At 71.5% G+C, this 20,891-nt stretch carries 19 protein-coding genes; 10 read left to right on the top strand and 9 right to left on the bottom strand.

The window, feature by feature from the left end; genetic code table 11:
* The first annotated feature begins 152 nt into the window (after window positions 1–152).
* The 5 genes from acs to A6A06_RS28405 all read left to right on the top strand — a co-directional run bounded on the left by acs (window position 153) and on the right by A6A06_RS28405 (window position 5,585).
* Window positions 153–2,117 (top strand): acetate--CoA ligase, encoded by a 1,965-nt coding sequence (gene acs / locus A6A06_RS28385; protein WP_073764842.1) that lies wholly within the window; start codon window positions 153–155, stop codon window positions 2,115–2,117.
* Between the two features lie 345 nt (window positions 2,118–2,462).
* Window positions 2,463–3,815 (top strand): Na+/H+ antiporter NhaA, encoded by a 1,353-nt coding sequence (gene nhaA / locus A6A06_RS28390; RefSeq protein WP_443333806.1) that lies wholly within the window; start codon window positions 2,463–2,465, stop codon window positions 3,813–3,815.
* 44 nt (window positions 3,816–3,859) lie between these two features.
* Window positions 3,860–4,318, top strand: coding sequence for a phage holin family protein (locus tag A6A06_RS28395; protein WP_073764846.1), 459 nt, complete (start codon window positions 3,860–3,862; stop codon window positions 4,316–4,318).
* Window positions 4,315–5,241 (top strand): alpha/beta fold hydrolase, encoded by a 927-nt coding sequence (locus A6A06_RS28400; RefSeq protein WP_073764848.1) that lies wholly within the window; start codon window positions 4,315–4,317, stop codon window positions 5,239–5,241. The genes A6A06_RS28395 and A6A06_RS28400 overlap by 4 nt, the downstream gene beginning before the upstream one ends.
* A 146-nt stretch (window positions 5,242–5,387) precedes the next feature.
* Entirely contained in the window at window positions 5,388–5,585 is a 198-nt protein-coding gene (locus A6A06_RS28405; RefSeq protein ID WP_073764850.1) for a hypothetical protein, read from the top strand.
* A gap of 72 nt (window positions 5,586–5,657) precedes the next feature.
* Here A6A06_RS28405 and A6A06_RS28410 read toward each other — a convergent pair whose 3' ends face one another.
* The 3 genes from A6A06_RS28410 to nth all read right to left on the bottom strand — a co-directional run bounded on the left by A6A06_RS28410 (window position 5,658) and on the right by nth (window position 8,810).
* Window positions 5,658–6,860 (bottom strand): MarP family serine protease, encoded by a 1,203-nt coding sequence (locus A6A06_RS28410; RefSeq protein WP_073764852.1) that lies wholly within the window; start codon window positions 6,858–6,860, stop codon window positions 5,658–5,660.
* Window positions 6,861–6,873: 13 nt separating this feature from the next.
* On the bottom strand, window positions 6,874–7,578 hold the full coding sequence (locus A6A06_RS28415; RefSeq protein ID WP_073764854.1) for an NUDIX hydrolase: 705 nt from the start codon (window positions 7,576–7,578) through the stop codon (window positions 6,874–6,876).
* A 191-nt stretch (window positions 7,579–7,769) separates the two neighbouring features.
* Window positions 7,770–8,810, bottom strand: coding sequence for an endonuclease III (gene nth, locus A6A06_RS28420; protein ID WP_073765896.1), 1,041 nt, complete (start codon window positions 8,808–8,810; stop codon window positions 7,770–7,772).
* A 287-nt stretch (window positions 8,811–9,097) separates the two neighbouring features.
* Here nth and A6A06_RS28425 point away from each other — a divergent pair, with 287 nt between their 5' ends.
* A complete protein-coding gene (locus tag A6A06_RS28425) occupies window positions 9,098–9,772 on the top strand; it encodes a Crp/Fnr family transcriptional regulator (protein WP_003981529.1) in 675 nt (224 codons plus the stop codon).
* Between the two features lie 191 nt (window positions 9,773–9,963).
* Here A6A06_RS28425 and A6A06_RS28430 read toward each other — a convergent pair whose 3' ends face one another.
* Entirely contained in the window at window positions 9,964–11,055 is a 1,092-nt protein-coding gene (locus tag A6A06_RS28430) for an agmatine deiminase family protein (protein WP_242440999.1), read from the bottom strand.
* Window positions 11,056–11,170: 115 nt separating this feature from the next.
* Between A6A06_RS28430 and A6A06_RS28435 the strand changes: the two genes are divergently transcribed.
* Window positions 11,171–11,761, top strand: a complete 591-nt coding sequence (locus A6A06_RS28435; protein ID WP_073764856.1) for a TetR/AcrR family transcriptional regulator — start codon at window positions 11,171–11,173, stop codon at window positions 11,759–11,761.
* Between the two features lie 160 nt (window positions 11,762–11,921).
* Here the strand turns inward: A6A06_RS28435 and A6A06_RS28440 are convergent, their stop codons facing one another.
* From A6A06_RS28440 to A6A06_RS42165, 4 genes are all read right to left on the bottom strand, one after another.
* A complete protein-coding gene (locus tag A6A06_RS28440; RefSeq protein WP_073764858.1) occupies window positions 11,922–12,752 on the bottom strand; it encodes an MBL fold metallo-hydrolase in 831 nt (276 codons plus the stop codon).
* A complete protein-coding gene (locus A6A06_RS28445; RefSeq protein ID WP_073764860.1) occupies window positions 12,749–13,687 on the bottom strand; it encodes an NUDIX hydrolase in 939 nt (312 codons plus the stop codon). The genes A6A06_RS28440 and A6A06_RS28445 overlap by 4 nt, the downstream gene beginning before the upstream one ends.
* Before the next feature lie 184 nt (window positions 13,688–13,871).
* Window positions 13,872–14,336 (bottom strand): RidA family protein, encoded by a 465-nt coding sequence (locus A6A06_RS28450; protein WP_073764862.1) that lies wholly within the window; start codon window positions 14,334–14,336, stop codon window positions 13,872–13,874.
* Entirely contained in the window at window positions 14,333–14,494 is a 162-nt protein-coding gene (locus A6A06_RS42165) for a DUF4177 domain-containing protein (protein WP_003981536.1), read from the bottom strand. Before A6A06_RS42165 ends, A6A06_RS28450 begins: the two co-directional genes overlap by 4 nt.
* Before the next feature lie 148 nt (window positions 14,495–14,642).
* Here A6A06_RS42165 and A6A06_RS28455 point away from each other — a divergent pair, with 148 nt between their 5' ends.
* On the top strand, window positions 14,643–15,638 hold the full coding sequence (locus A6A06_RS28455; protein WP_073764863.1) for an ArsA-related P-loop ATPase: 996 nt from the start codon (window positions 14,643–14,645) through the stop codon (window positions 15,636–15,638).
* Window positions 15,635–17,095 carry an ArsA family ATPase gene (locus A6A06_RS28460; protein WP_073764865.1) on the top strand — a complete coding sequence of 487 codons (1,461 nt, stop codon included), beginning with the start codon at window positions 15,635–15,637 and terminating at the stop codon, window positions 17,093–17,095. Before A6A06_RS28455 ends, A6A06_RS28460 begins: the two co-directional genes overlap by 4 nt.
* 524 nt (window positions 17,096–17,619) lie before the next feature.
* Here A6A06_RS28460 and A6A06_RS28465 read toward each other — a convergent pair.
* Complete coding sequence (locus A6A06_RS28465; RefSeq protein ID WP_073764867.1) at window positions 17,620–18,012, bottom strand: WhiB family transcriptional regulator; 393 nt, start codon at window positions 18,010–18,012, stop codon at window positions 17,620–17,622.
* A gap of 600 nt (window positions 18,013–18,612) precedes the next feature.
* Between A6A06_RS28465 and A6A06_RS28475 the strand changes: the two genes are divergently transcribed.
* Window positions 18,613–20,811 carry a transglycosylase domain-containing protein gene (locus A6A06_RS28475; RefSeq protein WP_073764869.1) on the top strand — a complete coding sequence of 733 codons (2,199 nt, stop codon included), beginning with the start codon at window positions 18,613–18,615 and terminating at the stop codon, window positions 20,809–20,811.
* Window positions 20,812–20,891: the final 80 nt, after the last annotated feature.

A 20,891-nucleotide genomic window follows, 5' to 3' on the forward strand; every position in this document is an offset into this window, starting at 1 on the left:
CAAGCCCCCGTAAACCCGCCCGTAAACAGCACTTGACCTGCGCATCAATAAAGGTCTACACCAATTTTTGGCGTCAACCCTTGTCAGGCCGGGGCGTGGGCTGATGAGCTATGGCCCGGGACACATCGCACGCACGGGGATTGGGAGATGACGTGAGCAACGAAAGCCTGGCCAACCTTCTGAAGGAGGAGCGGCGGTTCGCGCCGCCCGCCGAACTGGCCGCGGACGCCAACGTCACCGCCGAGGCGTACGAACAGGCCACCGCGGACCGGCTGGGCTTCTGGGCCACCCAGGCCAAGCGCCTGACGTGGGCGACCGAGCCCACCGAGACACTCGACTGGACCAACCCGCCGTTCGCCAAGTGGTTCGCCGACGGCAAGCTCAACGTCGCGTACAACTGCGTGGACCGCCACGTGGAGAACGGGCTCGGCGACCGCGTCGCCATCCACTTCGAGGGCGAGCCCGGCGACTCCCGCTCGATCACCTACGCCGAACTGCAGCGCGAGGTCTCCCAGGCCGCCAACGCGCTGACCGAGCTGGGCGTGACGACCGGCGACCGGGTCGCGATCTACCTGCCGATGATCCCCGAGGCCGTCATCTCCATGCTGGCCTGCGCCCGCCTGGGCGCACCGCACTCGGTCGTCTTCGGCGGCTTCTCCGCCGACGCGCTGGCGACCCGTATCAACGACGCCGACGCCCGCGTGGTGATCACCGCGGACGGCGGCTACCGCCGCGGCAAGCCGTCCGCCCTCAAGCCCGCCGTCGACGAGGCGCTGACCAAGCCCGGTACGGAGAACGTGCGCAGCGTGCTGGTCGTGCGCCGTACCGGCCAGGAGGACGTGGCCTGGACCGAGGGCCGCGACGTGTGGTGGCACGAGACCGTCGGGCGGCAGAGCGAGACGCACACCCCCGAGGCGTTCGACGCCGAGCACCCGCTGTTCATCCTGTACACCTCCGGCACCACGGGTAAGCCCAAGGGCATCCTGCACACCACCGGCGGCTACCTCACCCAGGTGGCGTACACCCACCACGCCGTCTTCGACCTCAAGCCGGAGACCGACGTCTACTGGTGCACCGCCGACGTCGGCTGGGTGACCGGCCACTCGTACATCACCTACGGACCGCTGGCCAACGGCGCGACCGAGGTGCTCTACGAGGGCACGCCCGACACGCCGCACCAGGGCCGCTGGTGGGAGATCGTGCAGAAGTACGGCGTCACGATCCTCTACACGGCGCCGACCGCGATCCGCGCCTGCATGAAGTGGGGCGACGACATCCCCGCGAAGTTCGACCTGTCCTCGCTGCGGGTCCTCGGTTCGGTGGGCGAGCCCATCAACCCGGAGGCGTGGATGTGGTACCGCAAGCACATCGGCGCGGACCGGGCCCCGATCGTCGACACCTGGTGGCAGACGGAGACCGGCGGCATGATGCTCAGCCCGCTGCCCGGTGTCACGGAGACCAAGCCCGGTTCGGCGCAGCGCCCGCTGCCCGGCATCGCGGCCACCGTCGTGGACGACGAGGCCCGCGAGGTGCCGGACGGGGGCGGCGGCTACCTGGTCCTGACCGAGCCGTGGCCGTCCATGCTGCGGACGATCTGGGGCGACGATCAGCGCTACCTGGACACGTACTGGTCGCGCTTCGAGGGGAAGTACTTCGCGGGTGACGGCGCGAAGCGGGACGAGGACGGCGACATCTGGCTGCTCGGCCGGGTGGACGACGTGATGCTGGTGTCCGGCCACAACATCTCCACCACCGAGGTCGAGTCCGCGCTGGTCTCGCACCCGAAGGTCGCCGAGGCCGCCGTCGTCGGCGCGACCGACCCGCAGACGACCCAGTCGATCTGCGCCTTCGTCATCCTGCGCGGCACCGCGGCGGAGGACGAGGGGCTGGTGGAGGAGCTGCGGGCGCACGTCGCCAAGCAGCTGGGCCCGATCGCCAAGCCCAAGCGCATCATGCCGGTGGCCGAGCTGCCGAAGACCCGCTCCGGGAAGATCATGCGGCGGCTGCTGCGCGATGTCGCCGAGAACCGCGACCTGGGCGACGTCTCGACGCTGACGGACGCCGGCGTCATGGACCTCATCCAGGCGAAGCTGCCCGGAGCGGCCAGCGAGGACTGAGCACGCACTCATCCGTATGCACGTTCGAACGTGCATACGGATGACTGACCGCCACTCCGAAGGGCACCCGTCCGCAGACCGGCCGGGTGCCCTTCGCCTGTTCCGGGCGCCCCCGCACACACCCCGCCGGGCGGCCGATCGCACCATATGCCCGTAAGGTGAAGATCGCCGGATTGTTCCCCGCGCGGCCCGGGTACAGTAGGTGCCGCGTCAAGAACGCGACAATTACCAAAGGTGCGCCGGGAAGTCTGGTCGGCAACTGCAACAGCCGTACCCAGCTGCCGAGACACCGGAGGTCTTCGCGTGAGCGCGCCCAACAACCGCCGATCCATATTCCTCGGGCGGATGTCCCTGCCCGAGCGGAACTTCATCGCGGATGCCCTGCGCGCCGAGACCGTGGGCGGTGTCCTGTTGCTCGCCGCGGCCGTGGTGGCCCTCGTCTGGGCCAACACCCTGGGCGACAGCTACGAGTCGGTACGGGGCTTCCACCTCGGCATCGGCTCCATCGGACTGGACCTGTCCCTCCAGCACTGGGCCGCCGACGGCCTGCTCGCCGTCTTCTTCTTCGTCGCCGGCATCGAACTCAAGCGTGAGCTGGTCGCGGGCGACCTGCGCGAGCCCAAGAAGGCAGCGCTCCCCGTGGTCGCCGCGCTGTGCGGCATGGCGATGCCCGCCCTCGTCTACTTCCTGGTCACCACCGTCGGCGGCGGCTCCACGGACGGCTGGGCGGTACCGACCGCCACCGACATCGCCTTCGCGCTGGCCGTGCTCGCCGTCATCGGCACGTCCCTGCCGTCCGCGCTGCGCGCCTTCCTGCTCACCCTCGCCGTCGTCGACGACCTCTTCGCGATCCTGATCATCGCGGTCTTCTTCACCTCGCAGCTCAACTTCCTGGCCCTCGGCTTCGCCGTCGCCGGCCTCGTCGTCTTCTATCTGCTGCTGCGCAAGGGCGTACGCGGCTGGTACATCTACGTACCGCTCGCCCTGGTCATCTGGGGCCTGATGTACAACAGCGGCGTGCACGCCACGATCGCGGGCGTCGCCATGGGCCTGATGCTGCGCTGCCACCGCCGCGACGGCGAGGAGCAGTCCCCGGGCGAGCACATCGAGCACCTGGTGCGGCCCGTCTCGGCCGGCCTCGCGGTGCCGCTGTTCGCCCTCTTCTCGGCGGGTGTGTCGATCTCCGGCAGCGCCCTGCACGACGTGTTCACCAAGCCGGAGACGCTCGGCGTCGTGCTCGGCCTGGTCGTCGGCAAGGCCCTCGGCATCTTCGGCGGTACGTGGTGCGCGGCCCGCTTCACCAAGGCGGAGCTGAACCCCGACCTGAAATGGCCGGACCTCTTCGCCGTCGCCTCGCTCGCCGGCATCGGCTTCACCGTCTCGCTGCTCATCGGCGAGCTGGCCTTCACCGACGACCCGATCCTGACCGACGAGATCAAGGCGGCCGTCCTGACGGGCTCGCTGATCGCCGCGGTGCTGTCCGGGATCCTGCTGAAGATACGTAACGCCAAGTACAAGAAGCTCTGCGAGGACGAAGACCGCGACGAGGACCAGGACGGCGTCCCGGACGTGTACGAACTGGGCAACCCGGAGTACCACCTGCGGATGGCGAAACTCCTGGAGGCGAAGGCCGCGGAACACCGCCGCCTTGCCGAAGTGGCCTCCGGCGCGGACGCCGGGGACGATGGTCCGGCATGATCTGAGAGGCTTTGCATCCGGGAGAAGACAAGAGGGAGACGTCGATGAGCACAGCCGACGACGGCGCGGACCGCAGCCTCGGGCAGCTGGTGGCCACGGCCACCGCCGAGATGTCCGCGCTGGTGCACGACGAAATCGCACTGGCCAAGGCCGAGCTGCGGCAGGACGCCAAGCGGGCCGGCATCGGCAGCGCCGCGTTCCTCGTGGCCGGGGCGCTGGCGCTGTTCGCGCTGCCGGTGCTGAGCTTCGCCGCGGCCTACGGCATCCACAACCTCGGCCTCGGCCTCGCCTGGTCCTTCCTGATCGTCGGCGGCGCCTTCCTGGTCGTCGCCCTGCTGCTGGTCCTCGTGGCGGTGAGCAAGCTCAAGAAGATCAAGAAGCCGGAGAAGACCATCAGTTCGGCCAAGGAGACGGCCGCCGTACTGCAGAACGTCAAGCCGCATCCGCGCGCGGTCCCCGCGGACCATCCGGTGCTGGAGTCTGTGACACGCTCCTCGGTATGACGGCTCCCGACAGTTCCGACTCGGTCGTACGTCCCGACGGGCCCTGGACCCATCGGGACGTGGCGGCCAACGGCGCGCGGTTCCACATCACCGAGATGGGTGACGGACCGCTGGTGCTGTTGCTGCACGGCTTCCCGCAGTTCTGGTGGACCTGGCGCCACCAGCTCCGGGCGCTCGCCGGTGCGGGTTTCCGTGCGGTGGCGATGGACCTGCGGGGCGTGGGCGGCAGCGACCGCACGCCCCGCGGCTACGATCCGGCCAACCTGGCCCTGGACATCACCGGGGTCGTACGGTCCCTCGGCGAGCCGGACGCCGCGATCGTCGGGCACGACCTCGGCGGCTACCTGGCGTGGACCGCCGCGGTGATGCGGCCGAAGCTGGTACGGCGGCTGGCGGTGTCCTCGATGCCGCACCCGCGGCGCTGGCGCGCGGCCATGCTGGCCGACGTCAAGCAGACCCGGCAGAGCTCCTACGTCTGGAACTTCCAGCGGCCGTGGCTGCCCGAACGCCGACTGGTGGCGGACGACGCCGCCCTGGTGGGACGCCTGATCCGGGACTGGTCCGGGCCCCGGCTGCCCGAGGACGAGGACGTCGAGATCTACCGGCGGGCGATGAGCATCCCCTCGACCGCGCACTGCGCGATCGAGCCGTACCGCTGGATGGTGCGGTCGATGGCCCGGCCGGACGGCATCCAGTTCAACCGGCGCATGAAGTGGCCCGTACGGGTGCCGACGCTGCATCTGCACGGCTCGCTCGACCCGGTGATGCGCACCCGCAGCGCGGCCGGATCCGGCGAGTACGTCGAGGCCCCGTACCGCTGGCGGCTCTTCGACGGCCTCGGGCACTTCCCGCACGAGGAGGACCCGGCGGCGTTCTCCACCGAGCTGATCAACTGGCTGAAGGACCCGGAACCGGACCGGTAGACCGGGCGGGACCGCTGCGCCGGGTGAGGCGACACGCCGACCGGATCCGAACGCACGTATGACGAACAGCCAATTGCCGCCCGCATAGGCCAATTGACGGGCCACCGGGCGGTTACGGAACCCGGGGCACGGGCAGAGTCGTGGGTATGGGCTGGACGCACGACTACCGTGACGTGGCACGCAACCGCCGCAGCAGCGCCGCTGCCGTGGGCACTCAGGAGAGGGGACCCTCGGACCTTGTGTCCGGTGAGTCCCCCGGCTTCGACCATCCGCTGGGCATTCCGCGCATCCTGCGCCGCCGGGCGCGCTGGATGACCGCGCGGCTCAAGCATCCACGGACCTGATCCCCGCCGGAGCCCCGGGGCCGGGCGGCGGCCTCAGCCTTCCCGCCCGGCCCCGTCCGGCCCGGTCTTCCGTCACATCGCGCAGCCCTGGCTGTCGACCTGCCGCTCGGCCGTACGCCCCTTGGCGATGTCCTCGCGGACCTCGTCGGCCGTCAGCGCGTAGCCGGTCCGGGGGTCGTCCAGAGACTTGGCGAAGACCACTCCGTACACCTCGCCGCCGGGCGTGAGCAGCGGGCCTCCGGAGTTGCCCGGCCGGACCGTGGCGTACAGGGAGTAGACGTCCCGGTCGACCGTGCCGCGGTGGTAGATGTCCGCGCCGTTGTTGGCCTGGATACGGCTGCGGACGCGGGCGGCGCGCACGTCGTAGCCGCCGTTCTCCGGGAAGCCGGCGACGATGGCGCTCTTGCCGGTGCTCGCGGCGTCCTGCGCGAAGCGCAGCGCGGGCGCCCGCAGGGACGGCACGTCGAGCACCGCGATGTCGCGCTTCCAGTCGTACAGCACGACCTTCGCGTCGTACGTGCGGCCCTCGCCGCCTATCTGGACGGTCGGCTCCTTGACGCCGCCCACCACGTGCGCGTTGGTCATGACCCGGTGCGGCGCGAAGACGAAACCGCTGCCTTCGAGGCTCTTGCCGCAGCTCGGGGCCGTACCGACGACCTTGACGATGCTCTTGCGCGCCTGGGCCGCGACCGGGCTGTCGGCCAGCGCGGGATCGGGGGCGGGCACCGAGTGGATCGGCTCGTTCGAGAACGGCGTGAAGACCTGCGGGAAGCCGTTCTGCGCCAGGACGGAGGAGAAGTCCTGGAACCAGGTGCTCGCCTGTTGCGGCATCACCTGGGAGACGCCGAGCAGCACCTTGGAATTGCGGACCTCCTTGCCCAGCGTCGGCAGCGAGGTGCGGGCCAGCGCGGAGCCGATGAGCCAGGCGACCAGCAGCATCGCCAGGACGTTGACCAGCGCGCCGCCGGTGGCGTCCAGGGCGCGCGCCGGTGACCAGGTGATGTAGCGGCGTAGCTTGTTGCCCAGGTGGGTGGTCAGCGCCTGCCCCACCGAGGCGCACACGATCACGACGGCGACCGCCGCGATCACCGCGAAGGTGTTCGGCGTGGCGTCATCGGTGATCTCGTTCCAGATCACGGGCAGCAGGTAGACCGCGACCAGGCCGCCTCCGAGGAAGCCGATCACGGACAGGATGCCGACGACGAAACCTTGGCGGTAGCCGACGACGGCGAACCACACGGCCGCGGCCAGCAACACGATGTCCAGCACGTTCACGCCCGCCACCGTCTCACGCGCGCCGGTCGAGCGGGACCTGCTTGGCACGGTCCCACGGCAGCTCCCACCCCGCGTAATGCAGGATCCGGTCAATCACCCCGGCGGTGAAGCCCCAGACCAGGGCGTCCTCGACGAGGAAGGCAGGGCCCACGTGGCCGCTGGGGTGCCGGGCCGTCACCCGGTGCGCGGGGTCCGTGAGATCCGCCACGGGAACCGTGAAGACCCGGGCGGTCTCCGCCTCGTCCACCGCGCCCACCGGACTCGGCTCGCGCCACCAGCCCAGGACGGGTGTGACGACGAAGCCGCTCACGGGGATGTACAGCCGCGGCAGCACACCGAAGACCTGGACACCCGACGGGTCCAGGCCGGTCTCCTCCCACGCCTCGCGCAGCGCCGCACGCACCGGGCCCTCCCCCTCGGGGTCGCCGTCCCCGGGGTCGAGGGCGCCGCCGGGGAACGACGGCTGGCCGGCGTGCGAGCGCAGAGTGCCCGCACGCTCCATGAGCAGCAGCTCGGGGCCGCGGTCGCCGTGCCCGAAGAGGATCAGTACGGCGGACTGCCGGCCGCCGCTGTCGGGCGGCAGGAACCGGCTCAGCTGCCGGGGCTCGATCGTGGCGGCGGCGCGGGAGACCGGCATCAGCCACTGCGGCAGGCCCTCGGCACTGACGGCCGCCTCGTACGCCGCTGTCTTCCCGTACTGCTCCCGTGCGCTCGTCATACGCGCCCCCTCAGGCCCTTGGATCGGTGGGATCGATGGTCATGCGGCCGTGGCCGGTCCTCTTCAGGCTGAGTCCGGAAAGGGCCGGTTCGGTTCCCCTCCGGGATGTGACGGTTTCGTCCCGGGCGGAGCGGCGGCGGGGGAACGGGCGCCGGAAGGCCGGGGCCGGCCGCGCCGGACGCGGGCCGCGCTCAACGGCCCGCCAGCGGGGGCGCGGGCGTGCCCGGGTAGTCGGCCGGGGGCCGCAGCCGCTGGCCCGGCTGACCGCCCATCTCGTACTTGAGCAGCTTCTTCGCCTTCTCCGGGTCCAGCTCGCCCTCGCCGTACGAAGGGCAGTCGTGCGCGATGGGGCAGGCGCCGCACGCGGGCTTGCGGGAATGGCAGACACGGCGGCCGTGGAAGACGACGCGGTGCGAGAGCATCGTCCACTCGCTCTTGGGGAAGATGTCGGCGATCTCCGCCTCGACCTTCTCCGGGTCCTGCTGCTCGGTCCAGCGGAACCGCCGGACCAGCCGCCCGAAGTGGGTGTCGACCGTGATGCCCGGTACGCCGAAGGCGTTGCCCAGGACCACGTTGGCGGTCTTGCGGCCGACGCCCGGCAGCGTCACCAGGTCCTCCAGGCGGCCGGGCACCTCACCGTCGAAACGGTCCCGTAGCGCCGTCGAGAGGCCCAGCAGGGACTTCGCCTTGGCCCGGAAGAAGCCGGTCGGCCGGATCAGCTCCTCCAGCCGCTCCGGATCGGCGGCGGCCATGTCCTCGGGGGTGGGATAGGCCGCGAACAGGGCGGGCGTGGTCTGGTTGACCCGCAGGTCGGTGGTCTGCGCGGACAGGACCGTGGCGACGAGCAGCTCGAAGGAGTCGCGGAAGTCCAGCTCGGGGTGGGCGTACGGATACACCTCGGCCAGCTCGCGGTTCATCCGGCGGGCGCGGCGCACCATGGCCACGCGGGACTCGGCCTTGGGGGCGGCTTTGGAGGCGGGGGTGGGGGTTTTGGCGGCGGGGGGCTTCGAGGCCGTCTTCTTCGCGGTGGTCTTCTTCGCGGTGGCCGTGGTGGCCGCGGTGGCCTTCTTCGGAGCGGCCGTCGTCTTCGCGGCGGTGGCGGTCTTCTTCGCCGTGGTCTTCTTCGCTGTCGTCTTCTTCGCCGTCGTCTTCGCGGCAGAGGTGCCGGTTGCGGCCGTGGCGGCAGACTTCTTCCGCGTCGTAGCCTTCTGCGGCTTTTCCTCGGATTTCACCGCTTTCGCGGCTTCGGCAGGCGCCTGTTCGCCCACAGCGGAATCACGGCCCGCGCTCACTCGCTCAGCCCCCTTGTCCTGTGCTCTCACCGGCGTATTGGACACTCGGCCAGACTAAGGCCACCCACTGACATCCGGTCCGATCACAAGTACCCGTGGGCCCAATCGGCCCCCTGCCGTATGGCTTGCGCCACCGGTCCGGCATCCTTGTGATTGATCGCACTGTTTTGCATTCCGGCATGATGGGGACCAAGGTCCCTTTGAGCATGTCGACAAGGAGAGATCTCGTGGACGACGTTCTGCGGCGCGCACCGCTCTTCGCGGCGCTCGACGATGAGCAGGCGGCCGAGCTGCGCGCCTCGATGGGAGAGGTCACGCTCGCCCGCGGCGACGCCCTGTTCCACGAAGGGGACCCGGGCGACCGCCTGTACGTGGTCACCGAGGGCAAGGTGAAGCTGCACCGCACCTCCCCGGACGGGCGGGAGAACATGCTCGCCGTCCTCGGCCCCGGCGAGCTGATCGGAGAGCTCTCCCTCTTCGACCCGGGCCCACGCACCGCCACCGCCACCGCGCTCACCGAGGTCAAGCTGCTGGGCCTCGGCCACGGCGACCTCCAGCCCTGGCTCAACGCCCGCCCGGAGGTCGCGACGGCACTGCTGCGCGCCGTCGCGCGCCGCCTGCGCAAGACCAACGACCAGATGTCCGACCTGGTCTTCTCCGACGTGCCGGGCCGGGTCGCCCGTGCGCTCCTGGACCTGTCGCGCCGCTTCGGCGTGCAGTCCGAGGAGGGCATCCACGTCGTGCACGACCTCACGCAGGAGGAGCTGGCCCAGCTCGTCGGCGCCTCGCGCGAGACGGTCAACAAGGCCCTCGCGGACTTCGCGGGCCGCGGCTGGCTGCGCCTGGAGGCGCGCGCGGTGATCCTGCTGGACGTGGAGCGCCTGGCGAAGCGTTCGCGCTGACGCGCACCGGCACCACGACACCGAAAGGGTCCCGCTCCCCTGGGGAGCGGGACCCTTTCGCGTGAAACCGGCCGCGCGGAACGGGCCCGTCCGACCCGCCTCACCGAAGCCGCTCGGCGCGCGTCACCGGAACCGCTCGGCCCGCATCACGAACCCGGCCGGCCCGCGGCACCGGAACCTGTCGGCCCGCATCACCGAACCCGGCCGGCCCCCTGCGCGCCACCCGGCACATTCGACGCACCCGACGCATCCAACGCACCCGAGGCACTCGGCACACCCGGCAGCTGCTGCGTTGCGCAGTGGATGCCGCCCCCGCCCTCCCCCACCGCGTCGATCGTCAGCTGCCGGATCTCCCGCCCGGGGTGGAGCTCGCGCAGCATCCCGGCGGCCCGGTCGTCGGCCCGGCGGTCACCGAAGCGCGGCAGGACCACCACGCCGTTCGCCACGCAGTAGTTCAGGTACGAGGCGAGGAACTCCGGACCGCGGTCCCCGATGGCGTACGGGTCGGGCTCCGCGATCTCGACGGTCTCCAGGCGCCTGCCCCGGGCGTCGCGGGCCTCCGCGAGGACGCCGCGGGCCTGCTCGTACACCCGCGTCCAGACGTCCGGGCCGTCTCCGTGCCAGGGACGGTTCAGGGCGACGACACCGGGTGCCACGAAGCGTGCGAGGCCGTCGATGTGGCAGTCGGTGATGTCCTCACCCCGCACCCCGTCGACCCAGATCACCCGGGACACGCCCAGCAGGCGCTCCACTTCCCCCTCGATCCGTGCCCGCGTGCTGCCGGGGTTGCGGTTGGCGTTGACCAGGGAGCTTTCGGCGGCGAGCAGCGTGCCCTCGCCGTCCGTCTCGAAGGAGCCGCCCTCGGCCGTGATCCCGGCGTCGATCCGGGGCATGCCCTCGTGAAGCAGCAGGTTCCGGGCGACCCGGCCGTCGTTCGGGTGGTGCTGCTTGCCGCCCCAGCCGTTGAAGTGGAGGTCGACGCCCGTGCGGGCGGCGTCCGGCGGCGCGCCCGGCCGGGTGACGAAGACCGGACCGGTGTCGCGTATCCACAGGTCGTCGACCGGCACCGGCACGATCTCCACCGACGCGCCGCACGCCCGGCGGGCCCGTGCCTCCTCCTCCGGGCCCGCCAGCAGCGCGACCGGCTCGTACTCGGCGAGGGTGCGTGCCAGCCGCGCGATGTCGCGCTGCACGGCAGGGGCCGAGGCGCCCCAGAGGGAGTCGAGCGGCGGCCAGGCGAGGTACATGCCGGCGTGCGGCTCCCACTCGGCGGGCATGCGCATGATCTGTCGCCCCCCTTCCGGTTCCCGCTTCCGCATCCTGACTGAATTTTCAGTCAGCTCTGCTTCGAAGGTAGCACCGAGAGGCACCGGCGGCGACCGAGTACGGTGGTCGACTGTGTCCGAGCGCCGACTGCAGATCCTGGAAGCCGCGACCCGCACCATCGCGCGAAGCGGCGTACGCGGCCTGCGGGTGGAGGAGATCGCGGCCGAGGCCGGCGTGTCCACCGGGCTGATCTACTACCACTTCGGCGGCCGGGCCGAACTGCTCCGCCGCACCCTGGACTTCATCGGCGAACGCGCCGAGCGCTGTACGGCGCCGGACCCGGAGACCGTCCGCACCGCGGGCCCGCGCGCGCAGTTGGAGGAGATGCTGCTGCGCGAGCTCCAGGACACGCCCGAGATGGTGGAGAACAGCACCGCCTGGGGCGAGTTCCAGTCCAGCGCCGTCTTCGACGCAGGGCTGCGGGGGCAGCTGCGCGAGGCGACCCGGCAGTGGACGGACGACGTGGCCGACCTCGTACGCGAGGCCCAGGCCGCCGGTACGGCCGACCGCGGTGCCCTGGTGGCCGACGTGGCCGAGCGGCTGACCGCACTCGTGGAAGGGCTCAGCACCCGCTGGCTGAGCGGCTCGATCCCCCTGGAACGCGCCCGCGAGCTGCTGCACGGCGGCATCGAACGCGAACTGGGCCGGGCGGAAGAAGCCTGAGGGCCGGACGCCGCCCTCAGGCCCGCCCGATGAGCACCCCTCAGGCCCGCCCGGCGAACACCCCTCAGGCTCACCCGGCGAGCGCTCCTCAAGCCCACCCGGCGAACACCCCTCAACCCCGCCCGGCAAGCACCCCTCAACCCCGCCCGATGAACCCCCCTCAGATCAACCCATGCTCCCCGAGGTAATCCATCTGCGCCCGTACGGACAGTTCGGCCGCGGGCCACAGTGTGCGGTCCACGTCCGCGTACACGCTCGCGACGACCTCCGAGGGCGTACGGTGCCCCGCCTCGACCGCCGTCTCGACCTGGGCCAGCCGGTTGGCGCGGTGCGCAAGGTAGAACTCCACCGCGCCCTGCGCGTCGTTCAGTACGGGCCCGTGGCCGGGGAGCACGGTCGTGACGCCGTCGTCGACGGTCAGGGACCGCAGCCGCCGCAGTGAGTCGAGGTAATCGCCGAGCCTGCCGTCCGGGTGCGCGACGACCGTGGTCCCGCGGCCCAGGATCGTGTCGCCGGTCAGCACGGCCGCGTCGGCCGGGAGATGGAAGGAGAGCGAGTCGGCGGTGTGGCCGGGGGTCGCCACGACCCGCAGCTCCAGGCCGCCGGTGGTGATCACGTCCCCGGCCGTCAGCCCCTCGCCGCCCAGGACCAGCGCCGGGTCCAGGGCCCGTACCGACGACCCCGTCATCTCGGCGAACCGCTCCGCGCCCTCCGAGTGGTCCGGGTGCCCGTGCGTCAGCAGGGTCAGGCCGACCCGCTTCCCGGCCTGTTCGGCGGCGTCCACGACCGCCTTGAGGTGCCCCTCGTCCAGCGGTCCCGGGTCGATGACGACCGCGATGTCCGAGTCCGGCTCGGCGACGATCCAGGTGTTGGTGCCGTCCAGGGTCATCGGGGACGGGTTCGGGGCGAGCACGCACCGGGTGCGGTCGGTGGCGGGCCCGGCGATGTCTCCGCCACGGGGCTGGCCGGGCAGGGCGGCTGCGTACGTCATGCGGTGGTCTCTCCCGTGTTCGTGGGCGGGGCGGGGGCGGTGCTCCGGGGCTCGGTCTCCTGGCCCGGAGCGATGTGCTTGGTGAATTCCTCGTGCCCCGGCCAGCTCAGCACGATCCCCCCGTCCTTGTGCTCCGCCTCCGCGAGGACCGGCGCCAGATCCCGGCCGCCGGCCGCCGCGAGGGCCCCGGCGGCCGTCCCGTACGCCTCCAGGCCGCGCAGCGTCGCGATCGTCGGCGGCATCATCAGCAGCTCACCGCGGTCGTAGCCGGCGGCGGCCTCGGCGGGGCGGATCCACACCGTACGGTCGGCCTCCGTGGAGACGTCGCGGGCGCGCTGCCCGGCGGGCAGCACGGCCACGAAGAACCAGGTGTCGTAGCGGCGGGGTTCGAACTCCGGGGTGATCCAGCGGGCCCACGCCCCCAGGAGGTCGCTGCGCAGGACCAGGCCGCGGCGGTCCAGGAAGTCCGCGAAGGACAGTTCGTGGGCGACCAGCGCGGCGCGGTCCGCCTCCCAGTCGTCGCCGGTGGTGTCCGCGACCACGGTCCCGGCGGAGGACCCGGCGAGCAGCACGCCCGCCTCTTCGAAGGTCTCCCGGACGGCCGCGCAGACCACGGCCTGCGCCGCGGCCTCGTCGTCCGCCCCGAAGCCGAGCCGGACGGCCCACTCGGCGCGCGAGGGCCCGGCCCAGGCCACCGGCCGTTCGTCACGCGGGTCCACGGACCCGCCCGGGTAGGCGTACGCGCCGCCGGCGAAGGCCATGGAGGTACGTCTGCGCAGCATGTGGACGGCGGGGCCACCCGCGTCGGTGTCGCGCAGCAGCAGGACGGTCGCAGCCCGGCGGGGCGCCGCCGGGGTCAGCTCGCCGTGCGCGAGGGCCCGGATGCGGGCCGGCCATTCCGGCGGATACCACTGGCCATTGGGGGTCGACGACATGGCCGGATGCTATGCGCTTGCGCGTGGATGTTCGAGAGGGCAGGTGCCGCCGCCCGGGACGGCGTCTACGGAGGCGGGGCAGAGCGGCGCCGGAAGCGGAACCGGGCGCCGCCTGCGAAAACGGGGCGGGCCCGGTCTCCCCGCCCCGCCCCGCCCACGACGTCGTACGTGTGGTCGCGCGGCGTCAGTCCGCGACCTCGACCTGCATCTCGACCTCGACCGGCGCGTCGATCGGCAGTACGGCCACGCCCACCGCGGAGCGGGCGTGTACGCCCTTGTCGCCCAGGACCTCGCCCAGCAGCTCGCTGGCGCCGTTGATGACGCCGGGCTGGCCGGTGAAGTCGGGGGCCGAGGCGACGAAGCCGACGACCTTCACGACCCGCACGATCTTGTCGAGGTCGCCGATGACGGACTTCACGGCGGCCAGCGCGTTCAGCGCGCAGGTCGCGGCCAGTTCCTTGGCCTGCTCCGGGCCGACCTCGGCGCCCACCTTGCCGGTGACCGGCAGCGAACCGTCCACCATCGGCAGCTGGCCGGAGGTGTGGACGTACGCGCCCGTACGCACCGCGGGCTGGTACGAGGCCAGCGGCGGCACCACCTGGGGCAGCTTCAGGCCCAGCTCGGCGAGCCTGTCCTCCACCGCGCTCATGCCTGCTTCTCCCGCTTCAGGTAGGCCACCAGCTGCTCGGGGTTGTTCGGCCCCGGCACGACCTGCACCAGCTCCCAGCCGTCCTCGCCCCAGGTGTCCAGAATCTGCTTGGTCGCGTGCACGAGCAGCGGCACGGTCACGTATTCCCACTTGGTCATGGGGCCGAGCGTAATGCCTGTGGCCACGGCATGCGGAAGCGGCGGGGCCCCGCACCCACCGCGCACCGCGGCCGTTTCGCGCCCCCGGCGCACAACCTGACGCCGGTCCCGTGCGTAGCCCGCCCCCGGACTGGTTAGGCTCCTTGGCGTGAGCAGGCTCCATGTCGTCAGCGGCAAGGGCGGTACCGGCAAGACCACGGTCGCCGCTGCCCTCGCCCTCGCCCTGGCCACCGAGGGACGGCGTACCCTCCTGGTCGAGGTCGAGGGCCGGCAGGGCATTGCCCAGGTGTTCGAGACCGAGGCGCTCCCGTACGAGGAGCGCAAGATCGCCGTTGCCCCGGGCCCCGGAGGCGGGAGCGTGTACGCCCTCGCCATCGACGCCGAGCGGGCGCTCCTGGACTACCTCCAGATGTTCTACAAACTCGGCGGCGCCGGCCGGGCCCTGAAGAAGCTCGGCGCGATCGACTTCGCCACCACCATCGCGCCCGGACTGCGGGACGTCCTGCTGACGGGCAAGGCGTGCGAGGCGGTGCGCCGCAAGGACAAGAGCGGGCGGTTCGTCTACGACGCCGTCGTGATGGACGCCCCGCCCACCGGCCGCATCACCCGCTTCCTGAACGTCAACGACGAGGTCGCGGGCCTGGCGAAGATCGGCCCGATCCACAACCAGGCGCAGGCCGTGATGCGCGTCCTGAAGTCCCCGGAAACGGCCGTCCACCTGGTGACGCTGCTGGAGGAGATGCCCGTCCAGGAGACCGTGGACGGTGTCGCGGAGCTGCGCGCCGCCGGGCTGCCGGTCGGCGGCGTCGTGATCAACATGACCCGGCCCGAGGTGCTGGACACCGGCGAGGTCGACATCGCCGCCAACGGGGCACGCCGGGGCATCGCCGAGGCGCTGGCCGAGGCGGGCCTGCGCGGCGGCCGCCGTGGCGCGGCCGGTGTGACATGGGCCGACGGGCTCATCGACCCCCTCCTCGAAGAGGCCCGCGAGCACGCCCAGCGCGTCGACCTGGAGCGGACCGAGCACGCCGAGCTGGCCGGACTCGACCTGCCGACCTACGAGTTGGAGCTGCTCCCCGAGGGAGTGGACCTCGCCGGGCTGTACCGGCTCGCGCGAGACCTGCGGAAACAGGGGCCCATATGACCGCGGACGCAAGCACCCCGGACGACAGCGCCGCGCCGTCCCGGCGCGCCGCACCGCCCGCCGCCGAGCACGGCGCGCTGGACTCCCCCGCCGCCCTCCTGGACATCGACCCGCTGCTCGACGACCCGCGCACCCGCATCGTCGTGTGCTGCGGCTCCGGCGGCGTCGGCAAGACCACGACCGCCGCGGCCCTCGGCGTACGCGCCGCCGAGCGCGGCCGCAAGGCCGTCGTCCTGACCATCGACCCGGCCCGCCGGCTGGCGCAGTCGATGGGCATCTCGGAACTGGACAACGTCCCCCGCCGGGTCAAGGGCGTCGACGAGAGCGCGGGCGGCGAGCTGCACGCCATGATGCTGGACATGAAGCGCACCTTCGACGAGATCGTCGAAGGGCACGCGGACGCCGAGCGGGCCCGCGCGATCCTGGAGAACCCCTTCTACCAGTCCCTGTCGGCCGGCTTCGCGGGCACGCAGGAGTACATGGCCATGGAGAAGCTGGGCCAGCTGCGCACCCGCGACGCGTGGGACCTGATCATCGTCGACACCCCGCCCAGCCGCTCCGCGCTGGACTTCCTGGACGCGCCCAAGCGCCTCGGGTCGTTCCTGGACGGCAAGTTCATCCGGCTGCTGATGGCACCCGCGAAGGCCGGCGGGCGGGCCGGCATGAAGTTCCTCAATGTCGGTATGTCGATGATGACCGGCACCCTCAGCAAGATCATGGGCGGTCAGCTGCTGCGGGACGTGCAGACGTTCGCCGCCGCCATGGACACCATGTTCGGCGGCTTCCGTACGCGGGCGGACGCGACGTACCGGCTGCTCCAGGCGCCCGGCACCGCGTTCCTCGTCGTGGCGGCGCCGGAGCGGGACGCGCTGCGCGAGGCGGCGTACTTCGTCGAACGGCTGGCCGCCGAGCAGATGCCGCTGGCCGGACTCGTCCTGAACCGGGTGCACGGCAGCGGCGCCGCGCAGCTCAGCGCGGAACGGGCGCTGGCCGCCGCGGAGGCTCTCGTGGACCGGGACCGGGCCGCCTCCGAGGACGAAGGCGCCCCGGACGACGCGGCGGACGGGAGCCACACACCGCAGACCCCGGAGGCGTCCGGCGGCCGGTCCGAAAATCTTGTCGGCGACGGCATTGTGGATCTAGCAGACGGGAAGGCTGATTCTCGTACCGCCGACGGCCACTCCCCCGCCGCGGCGGACCCACGGACAACGGACGACACCCCGTCAGCAGCGCGGCTCGCCGCCGGACTGCTGCGGCTGCACGCCGAGCGTATGCACGTACTCGCACGCGAGCGGCGTACGCGTGACCGCTTCACCGCACTGCATCCCGAGGTCCCGGTGGCGCAGATCGCCGCGCTGCCCGGCGACGTGCACGACCTGGCGGGCCTGCGGACCATCGGCGACCGCCTCGCCGCACAGGAGCGGGCACACGACGACGCTCACGGCGCCGAGGACTGACCGGGCAGGCCGAGGACCGATCGGGCGGAAAGCCGTCCCGGCCTGGACTGGCGTCCCGGCCTGGACTGGAGCGGGCGCAGACCCGTCCCGGCCGGGTCTGCACAGCCGTACAGGGCAGAGATGTACGGGCCAGCGGCCAAAGTGGTGCCGTATCGGCCAATGAGCGGCGCAGTATCGGCCAACATGCGGTCCGCACCGGGCCGGACGAAAAACCGGACCGACCCATGCCTGACCGCCGCAGGGGCCCGACGGGCCGGCATTCCTGCCCGTTCTCGCCTCTCGCGCCCTTCCACGCCTGCTCAAGCCTTCCCGGCGCCGGGGAGCCAGGCACCGGGCACTTACCGCGCCGGGCACGCCCGTACGGGGGCACGGTCCATACGACCGCAGCCCGCAGCGGAAACGCCCACGGCCCGTACCGGGCCGCACGCCGACCACACCGGCATACGTCCGTCCGCACGCCGACCACACCGGCCCGCGCCATGAGCCCGCGGACCGCCCGGCCTACGTCGGACGGCTGCTGCCGCCTAGCCGACCGCGGCGTATTCGTCGTACGTGCCGTCGTAACGGCTGCCGTACGCGTTGTCGTAGGTGTTCTCGTACGTCTCGTCGTCCTCACAGTCCACGGGCAGGATGCCGGTGCTGCGCTCGTATTCCGTACGCGCCGTCTCCAACAGCCGCCGCCACGAGGTGACGGTCGGGCGGCGGCGCAGCAGCGCCCTCCGCTCGCGCTCGGTCATGCCGCCCCAGACTCCGAACTCCACGCGGTTGTCCAGGGCGTCGGCCAGGCACTCCGTCCGCACCGGACATCCGGTGCAGACCGCCTTGGCCCGGTTCTGGGCCGCGCCCTGAACGAACAGCTCGTCCGGATCGGTGGTGCGGCAGGCTGCCTGTGTACTCCAGTCGGTTACCCAGCTCATGCTGGCGCCGTCCTCTCCCGAATCGAGGCTCCCCCACGGCGGCAAGCGGCATATTCACCGTTGCCAGTTGAGGACGTTACGGAAGGCGAGCAGGGCGCAACACCCCCTTCGGGCCCAATCTTGAATGGCCCGAACGGACTATGCGTATGCGGCAGATCACCCAACGGAGTGAGCCGAAGGCATACGCCACGTTCCCGGCACCATGGGGCAGTTCGCCAATGCCACAAAGGGTTTCCGGCGACACATGCGGACGTACGGGGCGCATTCCGCGCGCAAAGGCGGGGTTGACGAACCGGCGTGATCCCTCTGCAGCGCCGGACGGGATCAGGTTAAACGAACAGATGCGCCCCTGTCCGGCGATTGAGAACGTAGCTACATCGTGAAGTCGCACCGGCCGCCGTCGAAGAACCGGCACATCCGGGGCCGCCCCAACGGTCCCCGCAGCAGGCCCATCGGAGCAGGTCGGCAGGGCCCGGCCCGGCCAGCCGACAGGCCGCACGTCCGGACCCCTGGCTGCCGACCGCCACGTGAACGTCCCGGACGTTCCGGCCGAGCCCCGCTCCTTCAGGGCGCCGCATACGAGGGCATAAGCTGCCCCCCATGGGTAAGAAGCGCGACGGCGGGGGTCTGACCAAGACCCAGCAGGCCGCTAAATTCCTGGGTGTCAGCGTCCTGGCCGGTGCGGTGCTGGCGGGCCTGGCCCTCCCCGCCGCCGGCGCGCTGGGCCTCGCGGCCAAGGGATCGGTCGAGGGTTTCGACGAGATCCCCGCCAACCTCAAGACTCCGCCGCTGAGCCAGCGGACCACCATCCTCGACGCGAACGGCGGCGAGATCGCCAAGGTCTACTCGCGTGACCGCACCGTGGTCGACCTCAAGGACATGTCGCCGTACGTGCAGAAGGCGATCGTCGCCATCGAGGACGCACGTTTCTACCAGCACGGCGCGATCGACCTGAAGGGCATCCTGCGCGCGATCAACAAGAACGCGCGGTCCGGCGGCGTCTCCGAGGGCGCCTCGACGCTGACGCAGCAGTATGTGAAGAACGTCTTCGTCGAGGAGGCCGGCGACGACCCGGACAAGGTCGCCCAGGTCACCAAGCAGACCATCGGCCGCAAGGTCAAGGAGCTGAAGTACGCGATCCAGGTCGAGGAGGAGCTGGGCAAGCAGAAGATCCTGCAGAACTACCTGAACATCACCTTCTTCGGGCAGCAGGCGTACGGCGTCGAAGCGGCCGCCCAGCGGTACTTCAGCAAGCACGCCAAGGACCTGACCCTGGACGAGTCCGCGCTGCTGGCGGGCATCGTGCAGTCGCCGAGCCGGTACGACCCGGTCAACGACCCCAAGGAGGCCGCCCGGCGCCGTAACACCGTGCTCCAGCGGATGGCCGACACGAAGGCCGTCACACAGGCCCAGGCCGACGCCGCCGCCAGGAAGCCGATCAAGCTGGACGTCAGCCGGCCCAAGAACGGCTGCATCACGGCGGGTTCGGGCGCCGGTTTCTTCTGCGACTACGTACGCGAGGTCCTGCTGAACGACCCGGCGTTCGGCAAGAGCCGCAAGGAACGCGGCAAGCGCTGGAACCAGGGCGGCCTGACGATCCGTACGACACTCGACCCGCAGACCCAGAAGTCGATCCAGTCGGCGGTGAGCAGCCAGGTCCGCGAGAGTGACCCGGTCGCGGGCGCGGCGGCGATCGTCCAGCCCGGCACCGGCAAGATCCTGGGCATGGGCCAGTCACGGCCGTACGGCTTCGGCACCAACCAGACCCAGATGAACCTGTCCGTCGACCAGAAGATGGGCGGCGGCGCGGGCTACCAGCCCGGATCGACGTTCAAGCCGGTGATCGCGGCGGCGGCCCTGGAAGCGGGCAAGAACCCGGACCAGGTGTACTCCTCGCCGTACAAGATGCCCTACCCGAGCCCGGTCACCACCTGCGACGGGCAGTGGCGCGGCACCGACATGGTGCAGAACGAGAACACCACGGAGGTCGGCCCGTACGGCATGAAGGAGGCGACCGCGAAGTCGGTCAACACCTACTTCGTCCAGCTGATCAGCGACATCGGGATCTGCCCGGTCACCAAGATGGCCGCCAAGATGGGCGTCGAGCGGGCCAACGGAAACCCGCTGGAGCAGAAGCCCGCCATCGCGCTCGGCTCCCCCGAGATGTCCCCGCTGACCATGGCCAACGCGTACGCCACCTTCGCCAACGCGGGCGTCTACTGCTCGCCGGTCGCCATCGAGTCGATCAAGGACTCCGCCGGCAAGGCGCTGACCGTGCCGAAGACCAGCTGCCGACGTGCGATGTCGGAGCAGACCTCCAAGACCATCAACGCGCTGCTCAAGGGCGTCGTCGAGGACGGTACGGGCAAGCAGGCCGGGCTCCAGGGCCGGGACAGCGCGGGCAAGACCGGTACCAGCGACAGCCGGTACGCCGCCTGGTTCACCGGCTACACCCCGAACATGGCCGGTGCGGTGTGGGTGGGTGACCCGGCTCACAAGCGCCAGATGTTCGACATCAGCATCGGCGGCACCTTCCACGACAAGGTGTTCGGCGGGGACACCCCGGGCCCGATCTGGCGCGAGGCGATGTCGGGCGCGCTGAACGGCAGGCCCGCCCCGGCACTGCCCACCGTCCCGCTCGGCGACTCCGGCAAGGCCAAGGACGACGGCAAGGGCGGCGGCGGCCGGCACGACCGGCCCGGCGGCGGAGGCGGCCACGGCGGCGGCCACGACGACAAGCCGGGTGGCGGCTGGGAGATCCCCGGCTTCCCCAACCTCTTCGGAGGCACCGGCGGCTGACACGGCCCCCGGCCAGGACGCCGGAAGGGGCGCTCCCACCACCTGGTGGGAGCGCCCCTTTCCGTTCTTCCGGCCTGCCT

It is taken from the genome of Streptomyces sp. CB02923, assembly GCF_001905005.1.
Taxonomy (GTDB): domain Bacteria; phylum Actinomycetota; class Actinomycetes; order Streptomycetales; family Streptomycetaceae; genus Streptomyces.

Coding starts and splice junctions, on each gene's coding strand:
- A6A06_RS28400 (WP_073764848.1), top strand. CDS start 4,315: ATGACGGCTCCCGACAGTTCCGACTCGGTCGTACGTCCCGACGGGCCC.
- A6A06_RS28445 (WP_073764860.1), bottom strand. CDS start 13,687: ATGTCGTCGACCCCCAATGGCCAGTGGTATCCGCCGGAATGGCCGGCC.
- A6A06_RS28440 (WP_073764858.1), bottom strand. CDS start 12,752: ATGACGTACGCAGCCGCCCTGCCCGGCCAGCCCCGTGGCGGAGACATC.
- A6A06_RS28465 (WP_073764867.1), bottom strand. CDS start 18,012: ATGAGCTGGGTAACCGACTGGAGTACACAGGCAGCCTGCCGCACCACC.
- nhaA (WP_443333806.1), top strand. CDS start 2,463: ATGTCCCTGCCCGAGCGGAACTTCATCGCGGATGCCCTGCGCGCCGAG.
- A6A06_RS42165 (WP_003981536.1), bottom strand. CDS start 14,494: ATGACCAAGTGGGAATACGTGACCGTGCCGCTGCTCGTGCACGCGACC.
- A6A06_RS28450 (WP_073764862.1), bottom strand. CDS start 14,336: ATGAGCGCGGTGGAGGACAGGCTCGCCGAGCTGGGCCTGAAGCTGCCC.
- A6A06_RS28405 (WP_073764850.1), top strand. CDS start 5,388: ATGGGCTGGACGCACGACTACCGTGACGTGGCACGCAACCGCCGCAGC.
- A6A06_RS28395 (WP_073764846.1), top strand. CDS start 3,860: ATGAGCACAGCCGACGACGGCGCGGACCGCAGCCTCGGGCAGCTGGTG.
- A6A06_RS28475 (WP_073764869.1), top strand. CDS start 18,613: ATGGGTAAGAAGCGCGACGGCGGGGGTCTGACCAAGACCCAGCAGGCC.
- A6A06_RS28430 (WP_242440999.1), bottom strand. CDS start 11,055: ATGCGCATGCCCGCCGAGTGGGAGCCGCACGCCGGCATGTACCTCGCC.
- A6A06_RS28415 (WP_073764854.1), bottom strand. CDS start 7,578: ATGACGAGCGCACGGGAGCAGTACGGGAAGACAGCGGCGTACGAGGCG.
- A6A06_RS28460 (WP_073764865.1), top strand. CDS start 15,635: ATGACCGCGGACGCAAGCACCCCGGACGACAGCGCCGCGCCGTCCCGG.